This is a genomic window from Pseudomonas sp. FP198, assembly GCF_030687895.1.
Classification (GTDB): Bacteria; Pseudomonadota; Gammaproteobacteria; order Pseudomonadales; family Pseudomonadaceae; genus Aquipseudomonas.
In genome coordinates this window covers 5155083-5177819 of record NZ_CP117452.1, presented here as the reverse complement: position 1 = coordinate 5177819, position 22737 = coordinate 5155083, and the positions used below count along the sequence as shown (strand labels likewise).

Annotated in this window: 24 protein-coding genes and 1 pseudogene; 10 read left to right on the top strand and 15 right to left on the bottom strand. The window is 61.5% G+C overall.

The annotated features are described in order from the left end of the window. Positions 1 to 118 precede the first annotated feature (118 nt). Positions 119 to 883 carry an SDR family oxidoreductase gene (locus PSH78_RS23590; RefSeq protein ID WP_305497146.1) on the top strand — a complete coding sequence of 255 codons (765 nt, stop codon included), beginning with the start codon at positions 119 to 121 and terminating at the stop codon, positions 881 to 883. A gap of 58 nt (positions 884 to 941) precedes the next feature. Here the strand turns inward: PSH78_RS23590 and PSH78_RS23585 are convergent, their stop codons facing one another. The 7 genes from PSH78_RS23585 to PSH78_RS23555 all read right to left on the bottom strand — a co-directional run bounded on the left by PSH78_RS23585 (position 942) and on the right by PSH78_RS23555 (position 6274). Next, entirely contained in the window at positions 942 to 2075 is a 1134-nt protein-coding gene (locus PSH78_RS23585; protein WP_305497144.1) for an AGE family epimerase/isomerase, read from the bottom strand. Positions 2076 to 2303: 228 nt separating this feature from the next. Further along, positions 2304 to 2876, bottom strand: a complete 573-nt coding sequence (locus PSH78_RS23580) for a HupE/UreJ family protein (protein WP_305497142.1) — start codon at positions 2874 to 2876, stop codon at positions 2304 to 2306. A 30-nt stretch (positions 2877 to 2906) separates the two neighbouring features. Beyond that, entirely contained in the window at positions 2907 to 3521 is a 615-nt protein-coding gene (ureG, locus tag PSH78_RS23575) for an urease accessory protein UreG (RefSeq protein ID WP_305497140.1), read from the bottom strand. 9 nt (positions 3522 to 3530) lie between these two features. After that, positions 3531 to 4205, bottom strand: a complete 675-nt coding sequence (locus PSH78_RS23570; protein WP_305497138.1) for an urease accessory protein UreF — start codon at positions 4203 to 4205, stop codon at positions 3531 to 3533. Beyond that, on the bottom strand, positions 4202 to 4702 hold the full coding sequence (gene ureE / locus PSH78_RS23565) for an urease accessory protein UreE (protein ID WP_305497136.1): 501 nt from the start codon (positions 4700 to 4702) through the stop codon (positions 4202 to 4204). Before ureE ends, PSH78_RS23570 begins: the two co-directional genes overlap by 4 nt. 274 nt (positions 4703 to 4976) lie before the next feature. Beyond that, entirely contained in the window at positions 4977 to 5609 is a 633-nt protein-coding gene (locus PSH78_RS23560) for a TetR family transcriptional regulator (protein WP_305497134.1), read from the bottom strand. Positions 5610 to 5764: 155 nt separating this feature from the next. Then, the gene (locus tag PSH78_RS23555; RefSeq protein ID WP_305497132.1) at positions 5765 to 6274 is read right to left on the bottom strand and encodes a hypothetical protein; all 510 of its coding nucleotides are present in this window, start codon (positions 6272 to 6274) and stop codon (positions 5765 to 5767) included. A 388-nt stretch (positions 6275 to 6662) separates the two neighbouring features. On the opposite strand from PSH78_RS23555, the gene PSH78_RS23550 reads away from it, so the two are divergent. The 3 genes from PSH78_RS23550 (at position 6663) to PSH78_RS23540 (ending at position 10568) form a co-directional block, all read left to right on the top strand. Beyond that, positions 6663 to 8732: an AsmA family protein gene (locus PSH78_RS23550; RefSeq protein ID WP_305497131.1), complete on the top strand. Its 2070-nt coding sequence runs from the start codon at positions 6663 to 6665 to the stop codon at positions 8730 to 8732. A 272-nt stretch (positions 8733 to 9004) separates the two neighbouring features. Next, positions 9005 to 9808, top strand: coding sequence for a hypothetical protein (locus PSH78_RS23545; protein WP_305497130.1), 804 nt, complete (start codon positions 9005 to 9007; stop codon positions 9806 to 9808). 49 nt (positions 9809 to 9857) lie between these two features. After that, positions 9858 to 10568, top strand: coding sequence for a hypothetical protein (locus tag PSH78_RS23540; protein WP_305497129.1), 711 nt, complete (start codon positions 9858 to 9860; stop codon positions 10566 to 10568). On the opposite strand, the gene PSH78_RS23535 is transcribed toward PSH78_RS23540, so the two are convergent. Then, positions 10550 to 11518 carry a LysR substrate-binding domain-containing protein gene (locus tag PSH78_RS23535; protein ID WP_305497128.1) on the bottom strand — a complete coding sequence of 323 codons (969 nt, stop codon included), beginning with the start codon at positions 11516 to 11518 and terminating at the stop codon, positions 10550 to 10552. The two genes, PSH78_RS23540 and PSH78_RS23535, sit on opposite strands and share 19 nt — an antisense overlap. A gap of 128 nt (positions 11519 to 11646) precedes the next feature. On the opposite strand from PSH78_RS23535, the gene PSH78_RS23530 reads away from it, so the two are divergent. The 4 genes from PSH78_RS23530 to PSH78_RS23515 all read left to right on the top strand — a co-directional run bounded on the left by PSH78_RS23530 (position 11647) and on the right by PSH78_RS23515 (position 15045). Continuing rightward, positions 11647 to 12285, top strand: coding sequence for an FMN-dependent NADH-azoreductase (locus tag PSH78_RS23530; RefSeq protein WP_305497127.1), 639 nt, complete (start codon positions 11647 to 11649; stop codon positions 12283 to 12285). Positions 12286 to 12420: 135 nt separating this feature from the next. Continuing rightward, positions 12421 to 13311 carry a triacylglycerol lipase gene (locus PSH78_RS23525; protein ID WP_305497126.1) on the top strand — a complete coding sequence of 297 codons (891 nt, stop codon included), beginning with the start codon at positions 12421 to 12423 and terminating at the stop codon, positions 13309 to 13311. 200 nt (positions 13312 to 13511) lie between these two features. Then, a complete protein-coding gene (locus tag PSH78_RS23520; protein WP_305497125.1) occupies positions 13512 to 13808 on the top strand; it encodes a PsiF family protein in 297 nt (98 codons plus the stop codon). Between the two features lie 223 nt (positions 13809 to 14031). Further along, entirely contained in the window at positions 14032 to 15045 is a 1014-nt protein-coding gene (locus PSH78_RS23515; RefSeq protein WP_305497122.1) for an AI-2E family transporter, read from the top strand. 131 nt (positions 15046 to 15176) lie between these two features. On the opposite strand, the gene PSH78_RS23510 is transcribed toward PSH78_RS23515, so the two are convergent. Then, complete coding sequence (locus PSH78_RS23510; protein ID WP_305497121.1) at positions 15177 to 16451, bottom strand: Hsp70 family protein; 1275 nt, start codon at positions 16449 to 16451, stop codon at positions 15177 to 15179. A 292-nt stretch (positions 16452 to 16743) separates the two neighbouring features. Between PSH78_RS23510 and PSH78_RS23505 the strand changes: the two genes are divergently transcribed. Both PSH78_RS23505 and PSH78_RS23500 read left to right on the top strand, forming a co-directional pair. Then, positions 16744 to 17682 (top strand): DnaJ C-terminal domain-containing protein, encoded by a 939-nt coding sequence (locus tag PSH78_RS23505; protein ID WP_305497120.1) that lies wholly within the window; start codon positions 16744 to 16746, stop codon positions 17680 to 17682. Positions 17683 to 17733: 51 nt separating this feature from the next. Next, positions 17734 to 18033 carry a chaperone modulator CbpM gene (locus tag PSH78_RS23500; RefSeq protein ID WP_305497118.1) on the top strand — a complete coding sequence of 100 codons (300 nt, stop codon included), beginning with the start codon at positions 17734 to 17736 and terminating at the stop codon, positions 18031 to 18033. Between the two features lie 143 nt (positions 18034 to 18176). On the opposite strand, the gene ureC is transcribed toward PSH78_RS23500, so the two are convergent. The 6 genes and pseudogenes from ureC to PSH78_RS23470 all read right to left on the bottom strand — a co-directional run bounded on the left by ureC (position 18177) and on the right by PSH78_RS23470 (position 22720). Continuing rightward, positions 18177 to 19877, bottom strand: a complete 1701-nt coding sequence (gene ureC, locus PSH78_RS23495; protein ID WP_305497117.1) for an urease subunit alpha — start codon at positions 19875 to 19877, stop codon at positions 18177 to 18179. 141 nt (positions 19878 to 20018) lie between these two features. Next, entirely contained in the window at positions 20019 to 20327 is a 309-nt protein-coding gene (locus PSH78_RS23490; RefSeq protein ID WP_305497116.1) for an urease subunit beta, read from the bottom strand. Next, on the bottom strand, positions 20324 to 20857 hold the full coding sequence (locus tag PSH78_RS23485) for an N-acetyltransferase (protein ID WP_305497115.1): 534 nt from the start codon (positions 20855 to 20857) through the stop codon (positions 20324 to 20326). Before PSH78_RS23485 ends, PSH78_RS23490 begins: the two co-directional genes overlap by 4 nt. 5 nt (positions 20858 to 20862) lie before the next feature. Further along, a pseudogene (locus PSH78_RS23480) lies at positions 20863 to 21397 on the bottom strand (N-acetyltransferase family protein). 9 nt (positions 21398 to 21406) lie between these two features. Next, the gene (gene ureA / locus PSH78_RS23475; protein WP_003197350.1) at positions 21407 to 21709 is read right to left on the bottom strand and encodes an urease subunit gamma; all 303 of its coding nucleotides are present in this window, start codon (positions 21707 to 21709) and stop codon (positions 21407 to 21409) included. Between the two features lie 168 nt (positions 21710 to 21877). Then, positions 21878 to 22720 carry an urease accessory protein UreD gene (locus PSH78_RS23470; RefSeq protein WP_305497114.1) on the bottom strand — a complete coding sequence of 281 codons (843 nt, stop codon included), beginning with the start codon at positions 22718 to 22720 and terminating at the stop codon, positions 21878 to 21880. Positions 22721 to 22737: the final 17 nt, after the last annotated feature.

Below are 22737 nucleotides of genomic sequence, written 5' to 3'. Positions count from 1 at the left end.
TTTATGAGCAGCAGTGCAGGCAAAAACGCGCCCTCAAGCCTTGCCCATGGCGTGTCAGGGCGGGCATGCTGTGGGCCGATTTCCATTAATGGTTTGAAGCCCAAGCAAGGAGAACACGATGTCCGACACCCTGTTTATCACCGGCGCGACGTCCGGTTTTGGTGAAGCCTGTGCCCGTCGTTTTGCCGAGGCCGGTTGGAAACTGGTGCTGACCGGTCGTCGTGAAGAGCGCCTCAGCGCCCTCTGTGCCGAGTTATCGAAGCAGACCGAGGTCCATGGCCTGGTCCTGGACGTGCGTGATCGCAAGGCCATGGAAGAGGCCATCGCTAGCCTGCCGTCTTCGTTCGCCAAATTGCGCGGCCTGATCAATAACGCCGGCCTGGCCCTGGGCGTCGACCCCGCGCCCAAGTGCGACCTCGATGACTGGGACACCATGGTCGACACCAATGTGAAGGGCCTGATCTACAGTACTCGCCTGCTGTTGCCGCGGCTGATCGCCCATGGTCGTGGCGCCGGGATCATCAACCTGGGCTCCATTGCCGGCAACTACCCGTATCCGGGCAGCCACGTGTATGGCGCGAGCAAGGCGTTCGTCAGACAGTTCTCGTTGAACCTGCGCTGTGACCTGCAAGGCACCGGCGTGCGGGTGAGCAATATCGAACCGGGGCTGTGCGAGAGCGAGTTTTCCCTGGTGCGCTTCGGTGGTGATCAGGAGCGCTACAACGCGACTTACGCCGGCGCCGAGCCGATCCAGCCGCAGGACATCGCCGAGACCATCTTCTGGGTGCTCAACACGCCGGCGCACATCAACATCAACAGCCTGGAGCTGATGCCGGTGAGCCAGACGTGGGCTGGGTTTGCCATCGAGCGCAACAAGGCCTGACGGGTTTTCGAGATAGCTTTTTGTGGTGTGGGAGTTGCTCCCTCACCACAAAGGTGTGTCAGGCCAGATAGTCAGCCAGCCCGCGATAGCAGGTCAGCAGGTGATAAGGCGTAGTGGACGGCATATCCCGGCGGCTGACATTGCCGTTGGCATCAAGACATTCGTTCCAGCCCAGGGGATGCAGGAAATGTTGCTGCAACGCCCGTAACTGGCGCAGCAACGTCCCTTCGCTGCCAGGGCGCAGCGTGAGTGCCCGCAGGTATTCCGCCTGGGCCCAGATGCGTGGGGTTGCATCGCGCGGAGCCGTCTGCGGCTCCAGGGCCAGCATGGCGCAAACGCCAGCGGTGCCCGGATCGACGCCTTGTTGTTCGGTATCGCCGAAGCTGCGTTCCAGGGCCATGTGCAGTTTGCCGCCACGCAACAAGGGCGATGAGGCCAGCAGGAAATACCACTCGAACTGATGTCCCGGCTCGAACCAGTTATCCACAGCCTTGAGCGGTTTCTCCATCATGACTTGCCGTTGCGGATCAACGAAGCACTTGAGCATCCCCTCGCACAGGCTCAGCAACGCTTGGTGAACAGCGGCATCGTCGCGAACCGCAAGGGTCGCGAGAAAAGCCTCCGCCAGATGCATCAGCGGGTTCTGCAGCGGGCCGGTTTCGGCTGTCGACCAGTCGCGGCCAAGGCTGGCTTCGTAGAGACCGTCGCCAGTGGCGAAGCGTCGCGCGATGATTTCCAGGGCCGCATTGAGCACCGACTCCACCAGCGGCTCGCGAACCTTGCCCCAGTAATGGGCGCAGGCGAACAGGATGAAGGCGTGGGTGTACAGATCCTTGCCGGTATCCAGCGGTATCCCCTGCGGGTCGATGCTGTAGAACCAGCCGCCATGCTCGGCATCGTGGAAGTGCCGTTGCAGCGAGCGAAACAGCGCGGCGGCCCGCTCCTCGGCCTGCGGCACTTCGCCGATCAGGCTGGCGAACACATACAACTGCCGCGCACAGGCCATGGCGCGATAACGCTGGGGCGGCAGCGGCTTGTGCTGGGTATCCAGGGACTCATAGGGCAACGCCAGCTCGGCATTCCAGCCCGGACCTTGCCACATCGGCACGATCACATCGTGAAACTGCTGATGCACCGTGGCGAACAGCGTGGTCAATTCGGGTAGAAGGGCGGAGCGGGAGGCTTCAGGCATTGGCGGACGTCGTCACGGCGGGGGGCGTTTGCGCGACATGGTAGCAGAGTGACCGACTCTAGATAGGTGGCACCTGTAAGTCCGTCATCGCGAGCAAGCTCGCTCCCACAAGGGCCGGTGCACACCGATCAGACTGTGGGGGCAGGCTCCAACACAGGGGGCGGCATACGCCGATCAAACTGTGGGAGCGAGATTGCTCGCGATGAGGCCCGTGCGGGCGATAGAGATTCAGCTAGCCAACAACCAGACCCCAGCCGCCGCCGAAGCAGCCCCGGCCAACCTGATCACTGGCGCCGCCGCGCGTGGCAACACGCGAACCAGCGCAAAGCCCGCGCCGTGCAGCGCCGCCGTCGCGGCGACGAACCCCACCGCATAGGCCCACGGACTCGACATGTCCGGCAGCTCCAAGCCATGGGCCACGCCATGGAACAGCGCAAATATCGCCGTCGCACCGACTGCCAGGCTCAGCGGCGGACGCACCGCCAGCGCCACCGCCAGGCCCAGGGCCAGCACCGAGGCGGCGATGCCGCTTTCCAACGCTGGCAGATTCAGGCCTTCGAAGCCCAGCAAACCACCGAGCAGCATCGTCCCGACGAAAGTGCATGGCAGTGCCCAGCGCGCGGCGCCTTGTTGTTGGGCCGCCCACAAGCCGACCGCCAACATCGCGAGCAGATGGTCGAGCCCGCCGATGGGGTGGCCCAGGCCGGCGATCAGGCCGTTATCGCCGTGACCGGGGTGGGCAAAGGCCAGAGCCGGAGTCAGTAGCAAGGCGAGGGCGCCGAGGATACGTTTGAATGTCATGGATAGGCTTCCTTGTTCGAATGGGAAAAGTCACGCGGCGCTCAGCAGGCCCTGGCGCTCGATGAAGGCGATGATGTCGTCCAGGCCCTGGCCGGTCTTCTGGTTGCTGAACACGAAGGGCTTGCCGTTGCGCATCCGCTGGGTATCGCTGTTCATCAGTTCCAGGGAGGCGCCCACCAATGGCGCCAGGTCAATCTTGTTGATCACCAGCAGGTCGGATTTGCAGATGCCCGGCCCGCCCTTGCGCGGCAGCTTGTCGCCAGCCGATACGTCGATCACGTAAATGGTCAGGTCCGATAGCTCGGGGCTGAAGGTCGCGGACAGGTTGTCGCCACCGGACTCGACCAGGATCAGGTCGAGGCCCGGGAAGCGCCGGTTCAACTGGTCCACCGCTTCAAGGTTGATCGAGGCATCTTCGCGAATCGCCGTGTGCGGGCACCCGCCGGTTTCCACGCCGATGATCCGCTCCGGCGCCAGGGCTTCGTTGCGCACCAGGAAGTCAGCGTCTTCACGGGTGTAGATATCGTTGGTGACCACGGCCAGGTTGTAGCGCTCGCGCAAGGCCAGGCAGAGAGCCAGGGTCAGTGCGGTCTTGCCGGAGCCTACCGGGCCGCCAATACCGACGCGCAAAGGTTGTGTATTCATGTGTCTCTCCTATGAACGGAACAGGCGGCTGTACTGGCGCTCATGGGCCATGCACGCCAGGGACAGGCCAAACGCGGCACTGCCGTAATGGTCGGGGTCGATGTTCGAGGCGATCTGCTGGGCCTGTTGCAGCAACGGCAGCAGTTCGCTGGTCAACCTCTGCGCGGCTTGCTGGCCCAACGGTAGGGTTTTCATCAGCACCGCCAGTTGGTTTTCCAGCCAGCTCCACAACCAGGCGGCGAGGGCATCCTCTGGCTTGATGTCCCAGGCACGGGCCGCCAGGGCCCAGCCCAACGCCAGGTGCGGTTCGCTGCGCTGTTCAAGGAAGCTGCGCGCTGCGCTGTCGAGTTCCGGCAGGCCCGCCAGCAGTTGTTGCAACGAGTAGCCCATCTGCCGGCTTTCCTGGTACAGCTCGCGGGTTTCCCGGCTGGCACGGTGTTGTTCACAGAGTTCCAGCAGCGCGTGCCAATCGTCGGCAGCGGCCGCCGTGCAATGAGCCAGCAGCAAGGGCGCTTCGAAACGCGCGAGGTTCAGTAGCATCTGATCGCTGATCCAGCGGCGTGCTTCATCGGGCGTCTTGACCAGGCCGTTATCTACAGCCATTTCCAGGCCTTGGGAGTAGCTGTAGCCGCCAATCGGCAGTTGCGGACTGGCCAGGCGCAGCAGCGCCCAGGCCGGGTTCATGAACGCACGCCGAACTGGTGCAGGCGCGGTGCGTAATTGAAATCTTCGTCGCCGTGCCGGGAATGATGATGGCCGCCGCCGTAGGCGCCGTGTTCCGGCTGGAACGGCGCTTCAATGGATTCGACGCTGGCGCCCAATTGTTCGAGCATCGCCTTGAGCACGTAATCGTCCAGCAGGCGCAGCCAGCCATCGCCCACCTGCAAGGCAACGTGGCGATTGCCCAAGTGGTAGGCGGCACGGGTCAGTTCGAACGCATTGGCACAGGTAACGTGGAGCAATTGTTCAGGGCGGGCGCAGACACGCACGATGCGCCCATCCTCGGCCTGAAGGCATTCAGCGTCGTACAGCGGCGGCTGGCCTCGCTCCAAGAACAATCCCACGTCTTCCCCCGCGGCACTGAAACAGCGCAGACGGCTTTTGCTGCGGGCGTCAAAGGTCAGGTGCAGCTCGGCGTCCCAGCGCGGTTGAGTGTCGATTCTGCGGTGGATAACCAGCATCGGAGTGCTTCCAGCAATGAACGGTGCTGTGTTTAGAGCAAGGGGCTTGCCAATCGAAGGGGATGTAGGAAATGGCGGGGATGGCGTTCCTGAATGGGGCGGGTTTCGTGCCGTTATGGTGCGCCTGGCGAAATCGTGCACCACTTCGAATCACGCACAAAACATCGTGGGAGCGAGCCTGCTCGCGAAGCGGTGCACCGGGAAATTCAATGCTGGCTGACCCAGCGCTTCGCGAGCAGGCTCGCTCCCACATGGAAGGTGGTGGGGTGGGCGATTATTCGGTGCTACCCAACCCGTGCCAATGCTTGAGGCCGATGAAGATGAACCGCAGTTGCTGGGTGATCTTTGCCTGGGGGGTGAGATGTTCGGGAAGTGCTTTGGCGGGCGGGTCGATGATGTCCGGCAGGGTGGCGAAGACACTTTTGACGACGAGGTCGGCCATCACGCTGAGTCCCGCAAGATCCAGGTGCTGCAATTTGGGCATCAATGCCAGGTCGGCGGCGAGGTCCGAGCTGATGTCTTCGCGCAGCTTCGCGATGGCCTGGCGTACCGGTAGGGAGCCGCCGTACTGCTCGCGGGCCAGGAACAGGAACTGCGATCGGTTGGCATGCACCACGTCGAGAAAAATACGCACAGACGCATCAATGATGCCGCCCATGACAAATTCGTTGTGGCGCACCAGCCGGATGGTTTCGCGAAACGTCTGCCCGACTTCGCTGACGAGCGCCAGGCCAAGCTGGTCCATGTCGTCGAAGTGTCGATAGAACCCGGTGGGTACGATGCCGGCTGTCTTGGCGACTTCGCGCAGGCTCAGGCTGCCGAATCCCCTGCCGCACTCCATCAAATGGCGCGCTGCATCCATCAGGGCATTTCGGGTCTGTTGTTTCTGTTCGGCGCGGGGAAGCATTGCAGGCTGACTTCCAGGTCATGGGAGCGATGCACTCTAGCAAATCGTCTTTGGCGGCGTCGAACGATAGGGAGGGATCAGTCGGGAAAACGAGAGGCTTGAAAAGTCAAAAGCCCGATTCAGGGAATCGGGCTTTTTTGCGGGCCACCATGGGCTCAGCTCACTGCACTGTTGCGTTCGATTACACGGTCACCACCGCCTTCGGCAAGGGTTTGGCCTTGTGGAGTGCGATCGGAACCGTCAGCGGCCAGGGTTTCGCCCAGTGGAGTGCGATCGGAACCGTCAGCGGCCAGGGTTTCGCCCAGTGGAGTGCGATCGGAACCGTCAGCAGCCAGGGTCTGGCCTTGTGGGGTGCGGTCGGAACCGTCAGCTGCCAGGGTCTGGCCTTGTGGGGTGCGGTCGGAGCCGTCAGCCGCCAAGGTCTGGCCTTGTGGAGTGCGGTCGGAGCCGTCAGCTGCCAGGGTCTGGCCTTGTGGGGTGCGGTCGGAACCACCTTCGACCAGGCCTTTCTCTTCCAGGCGGTCACGGCCACCTTCGGCTACGGTCTGGCTATAGACAGAATGGCTGTCCTTGACTTGTGGCGTGGCCTGTTCGGAAGCTGGCAAGGCGAAGGCGGTAGAAGCCAGCAGGGAAAGGGAAAGGCTCATCAGTAATTGGCGTTTCATGATCGTTGCTCCTCGAGAGGGCTGGAAAGTGGGTACGAGGGCAATGCTACTCTCGATAAGTCGATATAAAAGTTCATAAACACAATGGTAATAATCAACGGAATTGATTGTTCTGCGGGAAGGCTCTAGAACGGGCCTTTCAGAGGGGCAGTTTTGCCCTGGAGTGGGTAGTTTGTACCCACTCGCGCCCAGCAAAAGTGCGGGCGCGGTAACAGGTAGCTGTCGAAACGGTCAGGTTCCGAGGCGTTTTTTCGTGCCGGTCGTCGCGCTTGGTGGTAAACCTGTCGGCCGTTTCGGCAGTCCAATCGTTTATCGGCAGTGAGCCAGTAGCGGTTCGTGTTGCCCCAGGCGTCGCGGTCCGCACGCCATATTGTCAGGAGCCTTGTGCATGACGCGCACCTCAAAAATTTTCGCCTGGGGCTTTGCCTGCCTCATCGCCCTGCTGGCCGCGCTTGTGCTGGTCATCGCTTTCTTCGACTGGAACCGCCTCAAGCCCACGCTCAACGCGAAGGTTTCCGAGGAGTTGCATCGTCCATTCGCAATCAATGGCAACCTGGCGGTGATCTGGCAGCGCGAACCGCAGGAAGGCGGCTGGCGCGCCTTTGTGCCATGGCCCCATGTCGTGGCCGAAGATCTGAGCCTGGGAAACCCGGACTGGTCGAAAACCCCGCAAATGGTCACGCTCAAGCGCGTCGAGCTACGTATCTCGCCCTTGGCCCTGTTGGCCCGGCGGGTGGCGATCCCGCGCATCGACCTGACCGAACCCAACGCCAGCCTGCAGCGCCTGGCTGATGGACGTGCCAACTGGACCTTCCAGTTCGATCCGAAGGACCCGGACGCCGAACCGTCCAGTTGGTCGGTCGATATTGGTGCCATCGGCTTTGACAAGGGGCATGTCACGCTGGATGACCAGACGCTCAAGACCAGGCTCGAGGTGTTGATCGACCCGTTGGGCAAGCCCATTCCGTTCAGCGATATCGTCGGTGAAAAGACCGCGAACAAAGCCCGGGAACAAGGTGCGGCGCCACAGGACTACGCCTTTGCTTTCAAGGTAGACGGGCAGTATCAAGGACAGAACCTGAGCGGTTCCGGCAAAGTCGGTGGCTTGCTGGCCTTGCAGGATGCATCGCAACCCTTTCCCCTGCAGGCCCAGGCGAAGATTGCCGACACCCGCATCGAGCTGGCCGGCATCCTTACCGACCCGAAGAACCTTGGTGCCCTGGACCTGCGTCTGAAACTGGCCGGTAAAAGCCTGGCCAATCTTTACCCGTTGACTGGCGTGACACTGCCGGATTCTCCACCCTATGCCACCGATGGTCGCCTGATCGCCAAGCTCCACGAACCGGAGGGGGCGCAGTTCCGCTACGAGGCGTTCAACGGCAAGATTGGCGAAAGCGATATTCACGGCGACCTGGCTTATGTTTCCAGCCAGCCGAGGCCGAAACTCACTGGCGCGCTGGTATCCGATCAGCTGTTGTTCAGCGACCTGGCGCCGCTTATCGGCGCCGACTCCAACACGCAACAGAAGGCGCGTGGCGGCGCCAGCAAACAACCGTCCGACAAGGTCTTGCCGGTGGAGGAATTCCGCACTGAGCGCTGGAGCGTAATGGATGCCGACGTGGAGTTCACCGGCAAGCGCATCGTCCACAGCGAGCAGTTGCCCTTTACCGACCTCTACACTCATTTGCTGCTGAACAATGGCCAGTTGAGCCTTGAACCCTTGCGCTTTGGCGTGGCTGGTGGTCGTCTCGATGCGCAGATTCGCCTAAATGGACAGACCCGGCCCCTCGAAGGCCAGGCGAAACTGACCGCGCGAGGCTTCAAGCTCAAGCAGCTTTTCCCGGGTTTCGAACCGATGAAAACCAGTTTCGGCGAGCTCAATGGCGACGCCGATCTGTCCGGCCGAGGTAATTCGGTAGCGGCGTTGCTGGGCACCGCCAATGGCAACTTGAAGATGCTCATCAATGACGGCGCTATCAGTCGGGAGTTGATGGAGCTGGCTGGGTTGAACGTTGGCAACTATGTGGTGGGAAAAATCTTCGGCGACAAGGAAGTGAAGATCAATTGCGCGGCGGCTGATTTCGGCATCAAGACCGGCCTGGCGACCACTCGCCTGTTCGTATTCGATACCGAGAACGCGATCATCTATATCGATGGCACGGCGAATATGGCTACGGAGCAACTGGACCTGAGCGTCACCCCGGAGTCCAAGGGCTGGCGGTTGATTTCCCTGCGTTCGCCGCTGTATGTACGAGGCACCTTCGCCAAGCCCGCCGCCGGGGTCAAGGCCGTGCCGCTGATGTTGCGTGGGGCCGGGATGGTCGCGCTGGGTGTCATCGCCGCGCCGGCGGCGGGGTTGCTGGCGTTGGTCGCTCCCAGCGGCGGCGAGCCGAACCAGTGTGCACCGTTGCTTGAACAGATGAAGGCTGGCAAGGCGCCGAAGACAGTAAAGGATTGATTGCGCCTGTGAAGTAGCGGATAACCGCGCCGAAGGCGGGCAGGAGAAATTTGCCGATTGTATTAGGCGCGGTTGGTTAGTTGGTTAGTTAGTTAATCGAATTGTAACGCTATCTTGATTTTTAACGAATCGGATAGGGTTGCATACGTATGCCTGGGTGTTGGTAATAAGCGGTCATGGATGAAGTGTGGTAAGTCTGGGCTTGGGTGATTAAGTTGTTGTTGTGCAGCCATGTGGCTGCACAACAACCACCTATTAAAAGGATAAGTGTCATGAGTATTTTATTGCCCGGCGCCGATGAGAGCAGGCGCTTTTTTGATTCGGTAAGGCTTGCGCCCGTCGCTCTTGCCGATTTTTCCGCTGATGCACCAAAAAATGCCCGCTTTACAAAGGCTGCAGATTCGGCAACTCAGTCGGTTTCCAAGGCGGACGTGTTATTGGCCAATGAGCATCCCGCCATTATCGGGTTCACCGACAATCTGGATGAAGATAAAAAGCAGGCGGCGGCGGACAGTATTCATTTTGCTGAGCGTTATGCCACTTCCCAGTTCAACAAGAACGTGCACCCCGTCCAGTGGCACGCGCACTATGCTACTGCAATGAGGCATTGCGGATGGACGATGACCAGCAGCAAATATCAGGAACTCACGACTTCACAAACAAGCCTGACGATGGATGCCATCGTTCTTAATATTATCCAGGCGGTGGCGGGACGAAACGCTCCGGCGATGCTGCAACTTCTGAGTGACGTATTCGGTCGGTTGCAATCCGATGAAAAGCTGGTCAGTCTTTTTGATAAAAACAGTCAGAAAGGTGCGGACAAGGATTTCAGGATTGTGCCCTGCATCCAATCCGCAACTGGAACAGCGATAACCGCTTTTCTGGCTGTCGACTGCAGTCTTTCTTCCCGTCAAGGTGGAGCTTGGTTCTGGAAGTGGAAAGTGTCGCGGCTTCGAATGAAACGCGTGGCTACGATGGTCGAGCTCAATATGGGCTTGCATGATCGGAATAGGGACATGATCTACCAGAAACTGGATAAGAGCTCCGAAGATTTTTTCAACGGGGTCAGCTTATAAGCGCCCATGGGGTTGTCGAATGAGCAACCCGTCTTAGAAGGTGGTTGTCATGTTGAATGAGGAAACTCTGCTGCTTCCGGAAGGGCTGTTGTCGATTTCGTCAGGGGTGCCGAAGGAATGGCGGCAGAAGTTGAAATATTCGTTGCTCTATTCGCATCTGTATGCTCGCTCGACCGGTGATAAGTTCGTTGCTCCGGGGAAGTGGCGCTCGGGTTATTCCCGCGCCATGGAAAATCTGGAATGGGCGACCCTGGCGAATAAAGCGTCCAGTTTCGCGCCGAAGGACGAGGCGGTCATTGTGCTGAGCGACTTGCTCAGGGAAAGATTGATATCAGATGTCGAGCCGCAGGCGCAGCTTGATCGGCTGGTAGCCAGTGTTGAGGATGCGCTGGGTTCAGAGGCATTGGGTGCTGCGATCAGGGAGCAGTTGCTTTCAGCTGCTCAGGGGAAGGACAACTCCGATACGACTATTTTTGTGCATATCAGCCTGATAGGCGTCGGCCTTGTTGTTTATACGGTATCTGTGAGGTTTCGCACCTCGCAATATGTTGATGAGCTTTTTTTCCAGCAGCGCTTCGCAGGCAAGCATGTAATGGGACAGGTCAGTGTGAATGTTTCCACAAGGCAACTCAGTACAGCCCGTTACGAAAGAAACGGAATTGAACAAAAGGTGCGGCGCGGCCTGCCGGCCACCGCGGACTCATTGATTGTCGAGCTTGCTTCAGCGGGCACTGCAGAGCCTCAAACTTTGCCCGCATGATTGCTCTGGTTCTGGCTGATACGGTCCTGGAACAGTTTTATCGAACTCGTCAGGGCGTGCCCGGACTGCCGCGCCTCTTCCTCCAGCCATTTGAAAAACGCTCGTACTGGCGGATGGCGTTCCCGGCCCGGAACGCATAAGGCGCTGTAGCCCGCGCCGTTGACTTGGAGGTGCGGGCGGTAAGCGACCAACAAACCGCTGGCGACGCTTTCGGAAACCAGGACGTTGCTCGCCAGGACCAGGCCTTGCCCGGCAATCGCCGCTTGCAGGGCGTAATGCTCCTCGTCGTATTCGCGTATGCAGGGCTGACGGGTCAGCCAGGTTTCTCCCGCCCGCGCACACCAGGCGTCCCAGCCATGGGCATACAGCTTGGTGTTGTGCCATCGCACACTGATCAACGTCGTCGGTTGTCGGGTCGCCAGAGCGGCTATTTGCTCAGGTGAACCGTATACACCGAAGTACTCGTCGAACAGACACATGCCATACAGGTTCGGGTAGTTCTCCAGGCTATAGCGCACCACCATGTCCACGCTGGCGTCCTGGTGCAGGTCGATCACTTCGCAGTGCGTGTCCAGGCGGACATTGATGGTGGGATGGCGCGCGTAGAACCGACCCAGGCGCGGCACCAGCCAAAGCGCCGCGAACGCTGCGGTGGTGGAAATCGTCAGATGCGCGGTGCTGCGTTGCGGGCGCAGGGTATCGACGGTTTGCGCCACTTCCAGCAAGGCACCGTGCAGGCTGTGGAACAAGCGTTGGCCACCGTCGGTAAGTCGCACCTGACGAGGCAGGCGCTCAAAGAGTTGCACGCCTAGCCAGGTTTCCAGTGAGCGGATCTGATGGGAAATCGCCGTGGGCGTTACCGATAGCTCAGCCGCCGCGGCCTTGAAACTGAGCAATCGTGCAGCGGATTCGAAGGCACGCAACGCATTGAGCGGTAGGGCAGCAAACATCTGGAATCTCCAATAGATGAGAACAGTTCATCTCGATCAACTAACGCTCATTTGAGCTGATGCAGGCTTGGGCTTCAGTCTGCAAGCCATTCGTGGTTTCCAGTGTAGTCACAATCCAGGAGTTTCAGATGAGCAAGATTCTTGTAGTGCATGGCAGCCCTCGCGGCGAGCGTTCCCATTCCCGGCGTCTGACGGAGGCTTTCATAGCGGCTTGGCAGGCCGCCAATCCACATACCCAACCGACTCGCCGCGAGGTCGGCCGGACCGTCATTCCTCCGGTCAACGAAGCCTTCATCGCCGCGGCGTTCCACTCCGAGCCTCAGGCGCGGCCGTTGACCATGCAGGCCGACCTGGCCTTGAGCGATGCGTTGGTGGCGGAGCTGCAGGCCCATGACCGGCTGGTGATTTCCACGCCCATGCATAATTTCGGCGTGCCCAGCGGCGTGAAGGCCTGGATCGACCAGATCGTGCGCATTGGCGTGACGTTCAACCACAGCCTGGATAACGGCGTCTCGCAATATGAACCGCTGGTGTTGGGCAAGAAGGCCCTGATCGTGACCAGCCGTGGCGATTTCGGCTTCGGCCTTGGAGGCTCGCTGGAATCCATGAACCACGCCGATACGCTGCTGCGCACGGTCCTCGGATTTATCGGCATCAGCGATGTGACGGTGGTGGCCGCTGAAGGAGAGGAGTCGGCCGAGCACAGCTTCGCACGGTCCTATGCAGAGGCCGAGCAGCGCTTGCTGGCGCTGGCGCGGACATTCTGAGCGGGGCTCGATCGGTTCAATGGGAGCTGGCGCCGGCGCCTTAAATTGACGGCGCGGGCCGAAGTGGCGGGTGTGTCATAGACTGGTCATCATCGGTACCGATGCTGACCACCTCTTGATCACAAGGACGTCGCCATGTCGCAACGCTGCGCCACTCGCTACCCGCTGGTGCTGGTCCCGGGCATGCTCGGGTTCATTCGCCTGGTGTTGTATCCGTATTGGTATGGCATCGTCGAGGCGTTGCGCCGGGGTGGAGCCGTGGTGGTCGCGGTGAAGGTTTCGCCATTGCATTCGTCCGAAGTTCGCGGCGAGCAATTGCTGGCACGGATCGAGGAAATTCTCAGGGAAACCGGCGCGCAAAAGGTCAACCTGATCGGCCACAGCCAGGGCGCCCTCACTGCCCGCTACGCAGCCGCCCTGCGCCCGGATCTGGTGGCCTCGGTCACATCGGTGGCGGGCACCAACCACGGGTCCGAACTGGCCGATTACCTGCAAGACCATTATCCGGCCGACAGCGCCAAAGGGCGGTTGCTCAGCGCTTTGCTGCGGCTGATCAACGCGTTGATGAGCCTGCTCGACACCGGCTATCACGGACCAAAATTGCCGGTGGACATTCGCGCCTCCCACGCCTCGCTGACGACTGCCGGCGTGGCGTTGTTCAACGAGCGTTATCCACAAGGCCTGCCGCAGACTTGGGGCGGGCAGGGGCCGGAAGAAGTCAATGGCGTGCGTTATTACTCGTGGTCCGGGACTCTGCAGCCGGGCAAGACCGACAGGGGCCGCAACCTGCTCGACGGTACCAATCGCAGCTGCCGGCTGTTCGCGCGCACCTTCGTGCGCGAAGCCGGGCAGTGCGACGGCATGGTCGGGCGCTACAGCTCGCACCTGGGCGCGGTGATTCGTGATGATTATCCCCTGGACCATTTCGACGTCGTCAATCAGTCGCTGGGGCTGGTGGGCAGGGGGGCGGAACCGATCCGGTTGTTTGTCGAGCATGCGCAGCGGTTGAAGGATGCCGGGGTGTAGGGCATCAGCACGACCGCGTTATCGTTCTTCGCGAGCAGGCTCGCTCCCACAGTGGCTCTGCGCCGTGCCCCTTGTGGGAGCGAGCCTGCTCGCGAAAGCGGTAGATCATGCAATGGAGATCCGGCGATGAAGGTGTAACAGGCGTTGTCTACACTGCACTTCATCGCTGTCCTTCTCGGGCGGCAACCAGGAGAAACACCATGAAGATGCTGCGTGTCCCTTTGTTGATGATCGGCCTGCTGCTGTGTTCCCAGGGCTTCGCCGCCACCGCCCAACAGACCAAGATGACCACCTGCAACGCCGACGCCACCGCCAAGGCCCTCAAGGGTGACGAGCGCAAGGCTTTCATGAGCAACTGCCTGAAGGCCACTCCGGCCGCTGCTGAACCCAGCACCCCGCAGGAACGCATGAAGACCTGCAATGCCACGGCGACGACCCAGGCCTTGAAGGGCGATGCGCGCAAAGCGTTCATGAGTGATTGCCTGAAGAAAAAGTAAGCGTTGAATCCGAGGAGGCTTCATCGCGAGCAGGCTCGCTCCCACAGCGGCTTTGCAGTGCTCGGTCTGAGGTGGGAGCGAGCCTGCTCGCGAAGAGACCGGTGCGAGAAACAAAAAAACGCCTGAACCAGGACCCAGGTCGGCCGATACAATCCCTAGTGCTGCCAGCGGAACGCTGGCAGACTGCCGATCCTTTCATGTCGTTTTTTTGTCCTGGGGCTGTATGCCAACGTTTTCTCAGCGTCATGTGTTGTTGGTGATCAGTTGGGTGATCATTTTTGGTGGGTTGCTGCTGGTATTGCCGCTGCGCCTGTTGCCGAGCCTGTTGGCCGGGCTGCTGGTGTTCGAGCTGGTCAACATGCTCACCCCGCAGCTGCAACGACTGATCGAAGGCCGGCGTGCCCGCTGGCTGGCAGTAGCGTTGCTGGGCACGCTGGTGGTCAGTGTGCTGAGCCTGATTTTCGCCGGGGCCTTCAGTTTCCTGCTGCACGAAGCGGAAAACCCGGGCGCCTCCCTGGATAAATTCATGGGTGTGGTCGACCGCGCCCGTGGGCAATTGCCGCCGTTCATCGACGCCTACCTGCCGGCCAGCGCCGCCGAGTTCCGGGTGGCGATCGGCGACTGGGTGAGCAAGCACCTCAGTGACCTGCAACTGGTGGGCAAGGACGCGGCGCACATGTTCGTGACGTTGCTGATCGGCATGGTGCTGGGCGCCATCATCGCCTTGCAGCGCATCCCCGACCTGACCAAGCGCAAGCCCCTGGCCGCCGCGCTGTTCGACCGACTGAACCTGCTGGTAAAGGCGTTTCGCAACATCGTTTTCGCCCAGATCAAGATTTCCCTGCTCAACACCTTCTTCACCGGGATATTCCTGGCGGTGGTGCTGCCGCTGTTTGGCATTCAGCTGCCGTTGACCAAGACCCTGATCGTGATGACGTTCCTGCTGGGTCTGTTACCGGTGATCGGCAACCTGATGTCGAACACCCTGATCACCATCGTCGCCCTGTCGCTGTCGATCTGGGTGGCCGTGGCGGCGCTGGGTTACCTGATCGTGATCCACAAGCTCGAATATTTCCTCAACGCCCGCATCGTCGGCGGGCAGATCAGCGCCAAGTCGTGGGAGCTGCTCATGGCGATGCTGGTGTTCGAAGCCGCGTTCGGCCTGCCGGGTGTGGTGGCGGGGCCGATCTACTATGCGTATCTCAAGAGCGAGTTGAAGCAGGTGGGGATGGTTTGATCCAAAGGATGTGCTGTCTGATCTGGCGCCATCGCGAGCAAGCTCGCTCCCACAGTTAACCGGGTTTTTCAGGAGGATGCGGTCAAGTGTGGGAGCGAGCTTGCTCGCGATTCAGGCGCCTCGGTCTCAGATCAGACCTGGCTGCCGTACCGCTTCATCGCCTCGATCGCCAACCCACTGCCGATGCTGCCGAAGATATTACCTTCCACGTGCCGCGCCTGGGGCAGCATTGCCGCGACGCTGTTGCGCAGCGCCGGAATGCCGCTGGAGCCGCCGGTGAAGAACACCGTGTCGACTTGATCAACCCGCACGTTGGCATCGTTGAGCAGTTGCGTGACGCTGTTGCGCACTCGCTCCAGCAGGCCGTCGATCGCCGATTCGAACAAGGCGCGGCTCAGGTCCACGCTCAGGCCCGGCTCGATCCGGTCCAGGGCCACGTGGCGCTGGTCGGCGTGGGTCAGCTGAATCTTGGTTTCCTCCACTTCCATTGCCAGCCAATGCCCGGCACGCTGTTCGATCAGCTTGAACAGCCGGTCGATACCGCCGGTGTCTTCGATGTCGTAGCGCATGCTGCCCAGGGCCAGCGTGGACTTTTGCGAATACACGGCGTTGATGGTGTGCCAGGTCGCCAGGTTCATGTGATGGCTGGTGGGCATGTAGGCGCCGCTTTTCATTCGGCTGCCGTAGCCGAAGAGCGGCATCAGGCCTTGCAGGCTGAGCTGCTTGTCGAAATCGGTGCCGCCGATGTGCACGCCGCCGGTGGCGAGGATGTCGGCGTGACGGTTGTCGTGCATGCGGCGCTCGGGAGACAGGCGCACCAGGGAGAAGTCCGAAGTACCGCCGCCGATGTCGACGATCAGCACCAGCTCTTCTTTTTCGATGGTCGATTCATAATCGAACGCTGCCGCAATGGGTTCGTACTGGAAGGAGACTTCCTTGAAACCGATGGCCCGCGCCACGTCCACCAGAGTGTTCTCGGCTTCCTGGTCGGCCATTTCATCGTCATCAACGAAAAACACCGGACGCCCCAGCACCACTTCTTCGAATTCCCGCCCGGCGGTGGCTTCGGCACGCTTCTTCAACTGGCCGATGAACAACCCCAGCAGATCCTTGAACGGCATCGCCGTGCCGAGCACGCTGGTATCGTGCTTGATCAGCTTGGAACCCAGCAGGCTCTTGAGCGAGCGCATCAGCCGGCCTTCGTAGCCTTCCAGGTATTCGTGCAGTGCCAGGCGACCGTAGACCGGGCGACGTTCCTCAAGATTGAAAAAGACCACCGAGGGCAAGGTGATCTTGTCGTCCTCCAGCGCGATCAACGTTTCCATGCCAGGGCGCAGCCAGCCGACGGTGGAGTTGGACGTGCCGAAGTCGATACCGCAGGCACGCGCCGGGGATGGGTTTTTCATGTCTTTCAGTTCCGGTCGTAAAAACGGCCGCGCAGTGTATGCCAGTGCGACGCGGATTCGAAGGCCGGTTGTCCACTAATTCGCAAACCCCGGCCTTGAAAGACCGCGTCGGCCCCCCAAACTTGCTGGCATGGGTCTGGTGGCACAGGGCGGTACAAGATCCGCCGCCAGCTGCCGATAAACTTCTGATGCACCGTCCGGTCACAATCTTGAGGCCGGTCAACCCGCTGTCCGGTCATCCGGGCATGCCGTGCGTGGCGGTGCGACATCGATAACGGATGGTGATGCTTAGATGGATTTCAAAGACTATTACAAGATCCTGGGTGTGGAGCCGACGGCCGACGACGCCACGATCAAGGCCGCCTATCGCAAACTGGCGCGCAAATACCACCCGGATGTGAGCAAGGAGAAAGACGCCGAGACCAAGTTCAAGGACGTCTCCGAGGCGTATGAAGCGCTGAAGAGTGCGGACAAACGCGCCGAGTACGACGACTTGCGTCGCTATGGCCAGCACGGCCAGCCGTTCCAAGGACCGCCGGGGTGGCAGAGCCGTGGTGGTTTTGGCGGACAGGACACTGGCGATTTCTCGGATTTCTTCAGTTCGATCTTTGGCAATCGCGGGCCGGGTTTCGGTGGCGGACAATCGGGTCGCAGCGCCGGCCGTCGGGGGCAAGACGTGGAAATGGAATTACCGATCTTCCTGGAAGAGACCCTGTCGAACGAATCGAAGAAGGTCAGCTTCCAGGTGCCGCAGTACAACGCCGCGGGCCAGCATGTGAGCAATACCAGCAGAAGCCTGAACGTGAAGATCCCGCTGGGAGTGACCGATGGCGAGCGCATCCGCCTCAAGGGCCAGGGCGCGCCCGGCATCGGTGGCGGCGGCAATGGCGACTTGTACCTGACCATTCGTTTCGCCCCGCACCCCAAGTTCGATGTCGAAGGCCAGGACCTGATCATCACTTTGCCCCTGGCGCCGTGGGAGTTGGCGTTGGGCACCGAGGTGGCGGTGCCGACCCTCACCGGCAAGATCAACCTCAAGGTGCCGGCCGGCAGCCAGAACGGCCAGCGCATGCGCGCCAAGGGCCACGGCCTGCGTAACAAGGCCGGCGAGCGCGGTTACCTGTTCGTGCAGCTCAAGGCCGTGATGCCCAAGGCCAGCGACGAGTCGGTCAAGGCGCTGTGGGCGGAGCTGGCGAAGAAAGCCGCGTTCGATCCGCGGGAGAACTTCTGAACCGAGGATCATGGCTAGACTCGACAGTTGAAGCATTGGGAGAAGCAGACCATGAACAACCCGATCATTGAACTGAACCTGATGGAATTCTGTGAGGCCGCCGCGTTGGCCGATGTCCATGTGATTGAAATCGTGGCACACGGCATTCTCGAGCCCCACGGTGCGACCCCGACCGACTGGCGATTCACTGATTACGAACTGGTCCTTGCCCGGCGCGCCGCCAGGCTGCGGCGCGAGTTGGAGTTGGAGTGGGACGGTGTCGCCCTGGCGCTGGACCTGCTGGAAGAGGTGCAGCAACTGCGCAGCGAAAACCGCATGCTCAAGCAGCGGCTGGGGCGGTTGGTCGAATGAGGCAGGTGCGGACATAAAACCCTGTGGCGAGGGAGCTTGCTCCCGCTCGGTTGCGCAGCAACCGCCAAAAAGCGAGGACTGCTTCGCACCCCAGCGGGAGCAAGCTCCCTCGCCACGGAGTTTGCGTTCGGCCGGTTATCCACTCAAAACAGAAAATACCGCTGCGCCATCGGCAGCACATCCGCCGGTTCACACCACAACAGTACGCCGTCGGCCTTGACCTGATAGGTTTGTGGGTCGACGTCGATGCTTGGCAGGTAGTCGTTGTGGATCAGGTCGGTCTTCTGCACATCGCGACAGCCTTTCACCACGGCGATCCGTTTCTTCAAGCCCAATTGCTCCGGCAGGCCCGCTTCGGCGGCGGCCTGGCTGATGAAGGTCAGGCTGGTGGCGTGTCGTGAACCGCCGTAGCTGGCGAACATCGGCCGGTAGTGCACCGGTTGCGGTGTCGGAATCGAAGCGTTGGCATCGCCCATCAGGCTGGCGGCAATCGCCCCACCCTTGAGGATCAAGGTCGGCTTGACGCCGAAGAACGCCGGGCGCCACAACACCAGGTCGGCCCATTTGCCGACTTCGATGGAGCCCACCTCATGGCTGATGCCATGGGTGATCGCCGGGTTGATGGTGTACTTGGCGATGTAGCGCTTGATGCGGAAATTGTCGTTGTCGGCGCCATCACCGGGCAGGGCGCCGCGCTGCTTTTTCATCTTGTCGGCGGTCTGCCAGGTGCGCGTGATGACCTCGCCGACGCGGCCCATGGCCTGGCTGTCGGAGCTGATCATCGAAAACGCGCCGAGGTCGTGGAGAATGTCTTCGGCAGCGATGGTTTCACGGCGGATGCGGCTTTCGGCGAAGGCCACGTCTTCGGCGATGCTCGGGTCCAGGTGATGGCAGACCATCAACATATCGAGGTGCTCGTCGATGGTGTTGCGGGTGAACGGTCGGGTCGGGTTGGTGGAGCTGGGCAACACGTTAGGAAAGCCGCAAGCCTTGATGATGTCCGGCGCATGTCCGCCACCGGCGCCCTCGGTGTGGTAGGTGTGGATGGTGCGGCCCTTGAACGCCGCCAGGGTGGTTTCGACGAAGCCGGATTCGTTGAGGGTGTCGGTGTGGATCGCCACCTGCACATCGTACTGGTCGGCCACGCTCAGGCAGTTGTCGATGGCCGCCGGCGTGGTGCCCCAGTCTTCATGCAGCTTCAGGCCGATGGCCCCGGCCTTGACCTGCTCGATCAGCGGCTCCGGCAGGCTGGCGTTGCCCTTGCCGGTGAAACCGATGTTCATCGGGAACGCGTCCGCGGCCTGGAGCATGCGCGCCAGGTGCCACGGCCCGGAGGTGCAGGTGGTGGCGTTGGTCCCGGTAGCCGGGCCCGTGCCGCCGCCGATCATGGTGGTGACACCGCTCATCAATGCTTCTTCGATCTGCTGCGGGCAGATGAAGTGGATGTGGGTGTCGATGCCGCCCGCGGTGAGGATCATGCCTTCGCCGGCGATCACTTCGGTGCTCGCGCCGATGGCGATGGTCACGTCGGGCTGGATGTCCGGGTTGCCGGCCTTGCCGATCGCCGCGATGCGTCCGTCCTTGAGGCCGACATCGGCCTTGACGATGCCCCAGTGGTCAATGATCAGTGCGTTGGTGATCAACGTGTCGACCACCTCGGCGGCCAGCAACTGGCTCTGGCCCATGCCATCGCGAATCACCTTGCCGCCGCCGAACTTCACTTCTTCGCCGTAGGTGGTGAAGTCCTTTTCCACTTCGATCCACAACTCGGTATCGGCCAGGCGAACCTTGTCGCCGACGGTGGGGCCGAACATGTCGGCGTAGGCTTGTCTCGAAATCTTCATGTGCTCGCCTTGAGGTTCTTAAGTCGTATGCAGTCCATTGTGGCGAGGGAGCTTGCTCCCGCTGGGCTACGTAGTGGCCCTCGCTTTTTTGCGGTTGCTGCGCAACCGAGCGGGAGCAAGCTCCCTCGCCACAGAGGCATTTCAGTCCAGATCGCCCATGACCCGCCCGGCAAACCCGAACACCCGCCGGTGCCCGGCCAGGTCCACCAGTTCCACCTCGCGGCTCTGGCCCGGTTCGAAGCGCACCGCCGTGCCGGCCGGGATGTTCAGGCGCATGCCTCGGCTGGCGGTGCGGTCGAAGGCCAGGGCGTCGTTGGTTTCGAAGAAATGAAAGTGCGAGCCGACCTGGATCGGCCGGTCGCCGCTGTTGGCGACGTTCAGCTTGAGGGTACGGCGACCGACGTTGAGCTCGATGTCGCCGGGCTGGACCTGGTACTGGCCTGGAATCATTGCGGTTGCCCCAAAGTCTTGTAGTAAATGGCGGTCGGGCTGTAGGTCCCGTCCGGGCTCTGGCAGTAGTCGGGCAGTTCGCCGACGCGGGTGTAGCCCATGGCGCGGTAGAACGCCTCGGCCTCGGAACCGGCCTCGGTGTCGAGGTACAGCAGGCCGCGCTTGTGCTGGCGCGCACCGAGCTCCAGGGCATTCATCAACTGCTGGCCGAGGCCGCGGCGGCGGGCATCGCCGCGCACCAGCAGCTTCTGCACTTCGGCGCGGTTGAGGCCGTTGGGCTTCTGGCACAGCGCGAGCTGGACGCTGGCTTGCACCTGCTCGTCCTTGACCACCACCCACAGCAGCAGATGGCCCTGGTTGAGGCTGGCCTGGACCTCGTCGAAATAGGCGCGGGCCTGGACGGCATCGAGGTCAGCCATGAACCCCACGCTGGCGCCATAACCCACGGCGTCGAGCAGCAGATCAATCAAGCCCTGGCGGTAATGCGCGAAGCTTTCAGCGTGGACTCGGCGCAACTGGGCGGCGTTCATCGGTATCACTCCTTGTCGATGGCGGGCGGTGGCGCCCCGGGATTGAGGACCAACTGCATGAAGGTCAGGTCCAGCCAGCGACCAAACTTGGTGCCCACCTGGGGCATCTGCCCGGTGATGGCAAAACTGGCCCGCTCGTGCAGGCGAATCGACGCCGTGTTGCCGCTCTCGATGGCCGCAACCATCACGTGTTTGCCGCAGGCCCTGGCGCGCTCGATCAGCGCACTCATCAGCAACGGGCCGAGGCCATTGCCACGTTGATCGCTGCGTACGTACACCGAATGCTCCACGGTGTGGCGGAAACCGTCGAACGGCCGCCAGTCGCCGAATGAAGCGTAGCCGAGCACGTCACCTTCGGCGTCGTTGATCACCAGCACCGGATAACCCTGGCTTTGCCGGGGCGCTGAACCAGGCCTGGCGATTGCCCAGGTCCACCGCCTGTTCGTTCCAGATCGCCGTGGTGTTGAGGACCGCATCGTTGTAGATGTCACGGATCGCCGGCAGGTCGGCAGGGCGGGCGTCACGAATGTGATAAGTCATGCCGCGACCTCAGGCGATGGGCTGGTGGACGGTCACCAGTTTGGTGCCGTCGGGGAATGTCGCCTCGACCTGGATCTCGGGGATCATTTCCGGGATGCCTTCCATCACCTGCTCGCGGCTCAGCAGCGTGGTGCCGTAGTGCATCAGTTCGGCCACGGTCTGGCCGTCACGAGCGCCTTCCAGCAGCGCGGCGGAAATGTAGGCCATGGCTTCCGGATAGTTGAGCTTCAGGCCACGAGCCAGGCGCCGTTCGGCGACGAGGCCGGCGGTGAAGATCAGCAGCTTGTCTTTTTCGCGTGGGGTCAGGTCCATGTGCAGTCCAGTAAGGGCAGATAAATAATTTCGCTGTAAACGCCGATCCCCTGTGGCAGGAGATCATTGTGGGAGCGAGCTTGCTCGCGATAGCAGTGTTTCAGTCGACATCAATATTGAAAGTTCCATCGCTATCGCGAGCAAGCTCGCTCCCACAGGAAAGCAGATTCATGTACTCCAGATTCTCGGTGGCACGGCTTCTCGTCCGAGCAGCGCGGGCCTGAGCAAGCGCCACAATTCAATCAACCACCCGCGCGCCAGTAATGCCTCGCTCGCCAGGCAGCGGGCGACGACCAGGCCGGGCAACTGGGTCAGGTCGCCGCGCACGGCATGGCCGAGGGATCGGCAGCGCTCCAGCAGCTCGCTGTCGATCTCGCCGGTCACCAGCAACGTCGCAAACACCGGGTCGCCGCCCAGCCCGATGGGGGAATCGAGCAAGCCGTCACCGCCGACAATGCGTTGGCGTTCATGCCACAACAATTGGCCGTCGCGGCGAATGTCCAGCCGCGATTGAAAGTGGCCGAGATCGAAGCGTTCGCCGCTGGCCGGTCGGCCGAGGGCAACCATGTCCCAGTAGAACAGCCGGGCGTCGCCCTGCAGATCGATGCAGGTGCTGAGTTCGGCCTGGGCCGCGCTGAAGACGATGGTTTCCTGAGGCAGCCATTCCAGGGTCGCACCGCCAGCCACGCTCAGTTTCAGTTGCTGGTACGCCGGGCTGGCCGCGCGGTACCACTTGGCCGCGCCGGGGCTGGTCAGTTGCGCCCAGGCACCGGGGCCGACGTGGGCCGAGATGTCCAGCCGATCACCGCCGGCAATCCCGCCGGGCGGGTGGACGATGATGTGCTGGCAGACTTCGGGACCTTCGGCGTACAGGTGTTTCTGCACCCGCAATGGACCCTTGTGGCGACGCTGGACCGGACGCGTGCAGTCGCCGAATCGGGCATAGCCCAAGTCCAGCTCGGCGTGCCAGCTGGGGGTGAACAGGGCGGATGGCGATACAGGTAGGTTCATGATTTTCTGATTATCGT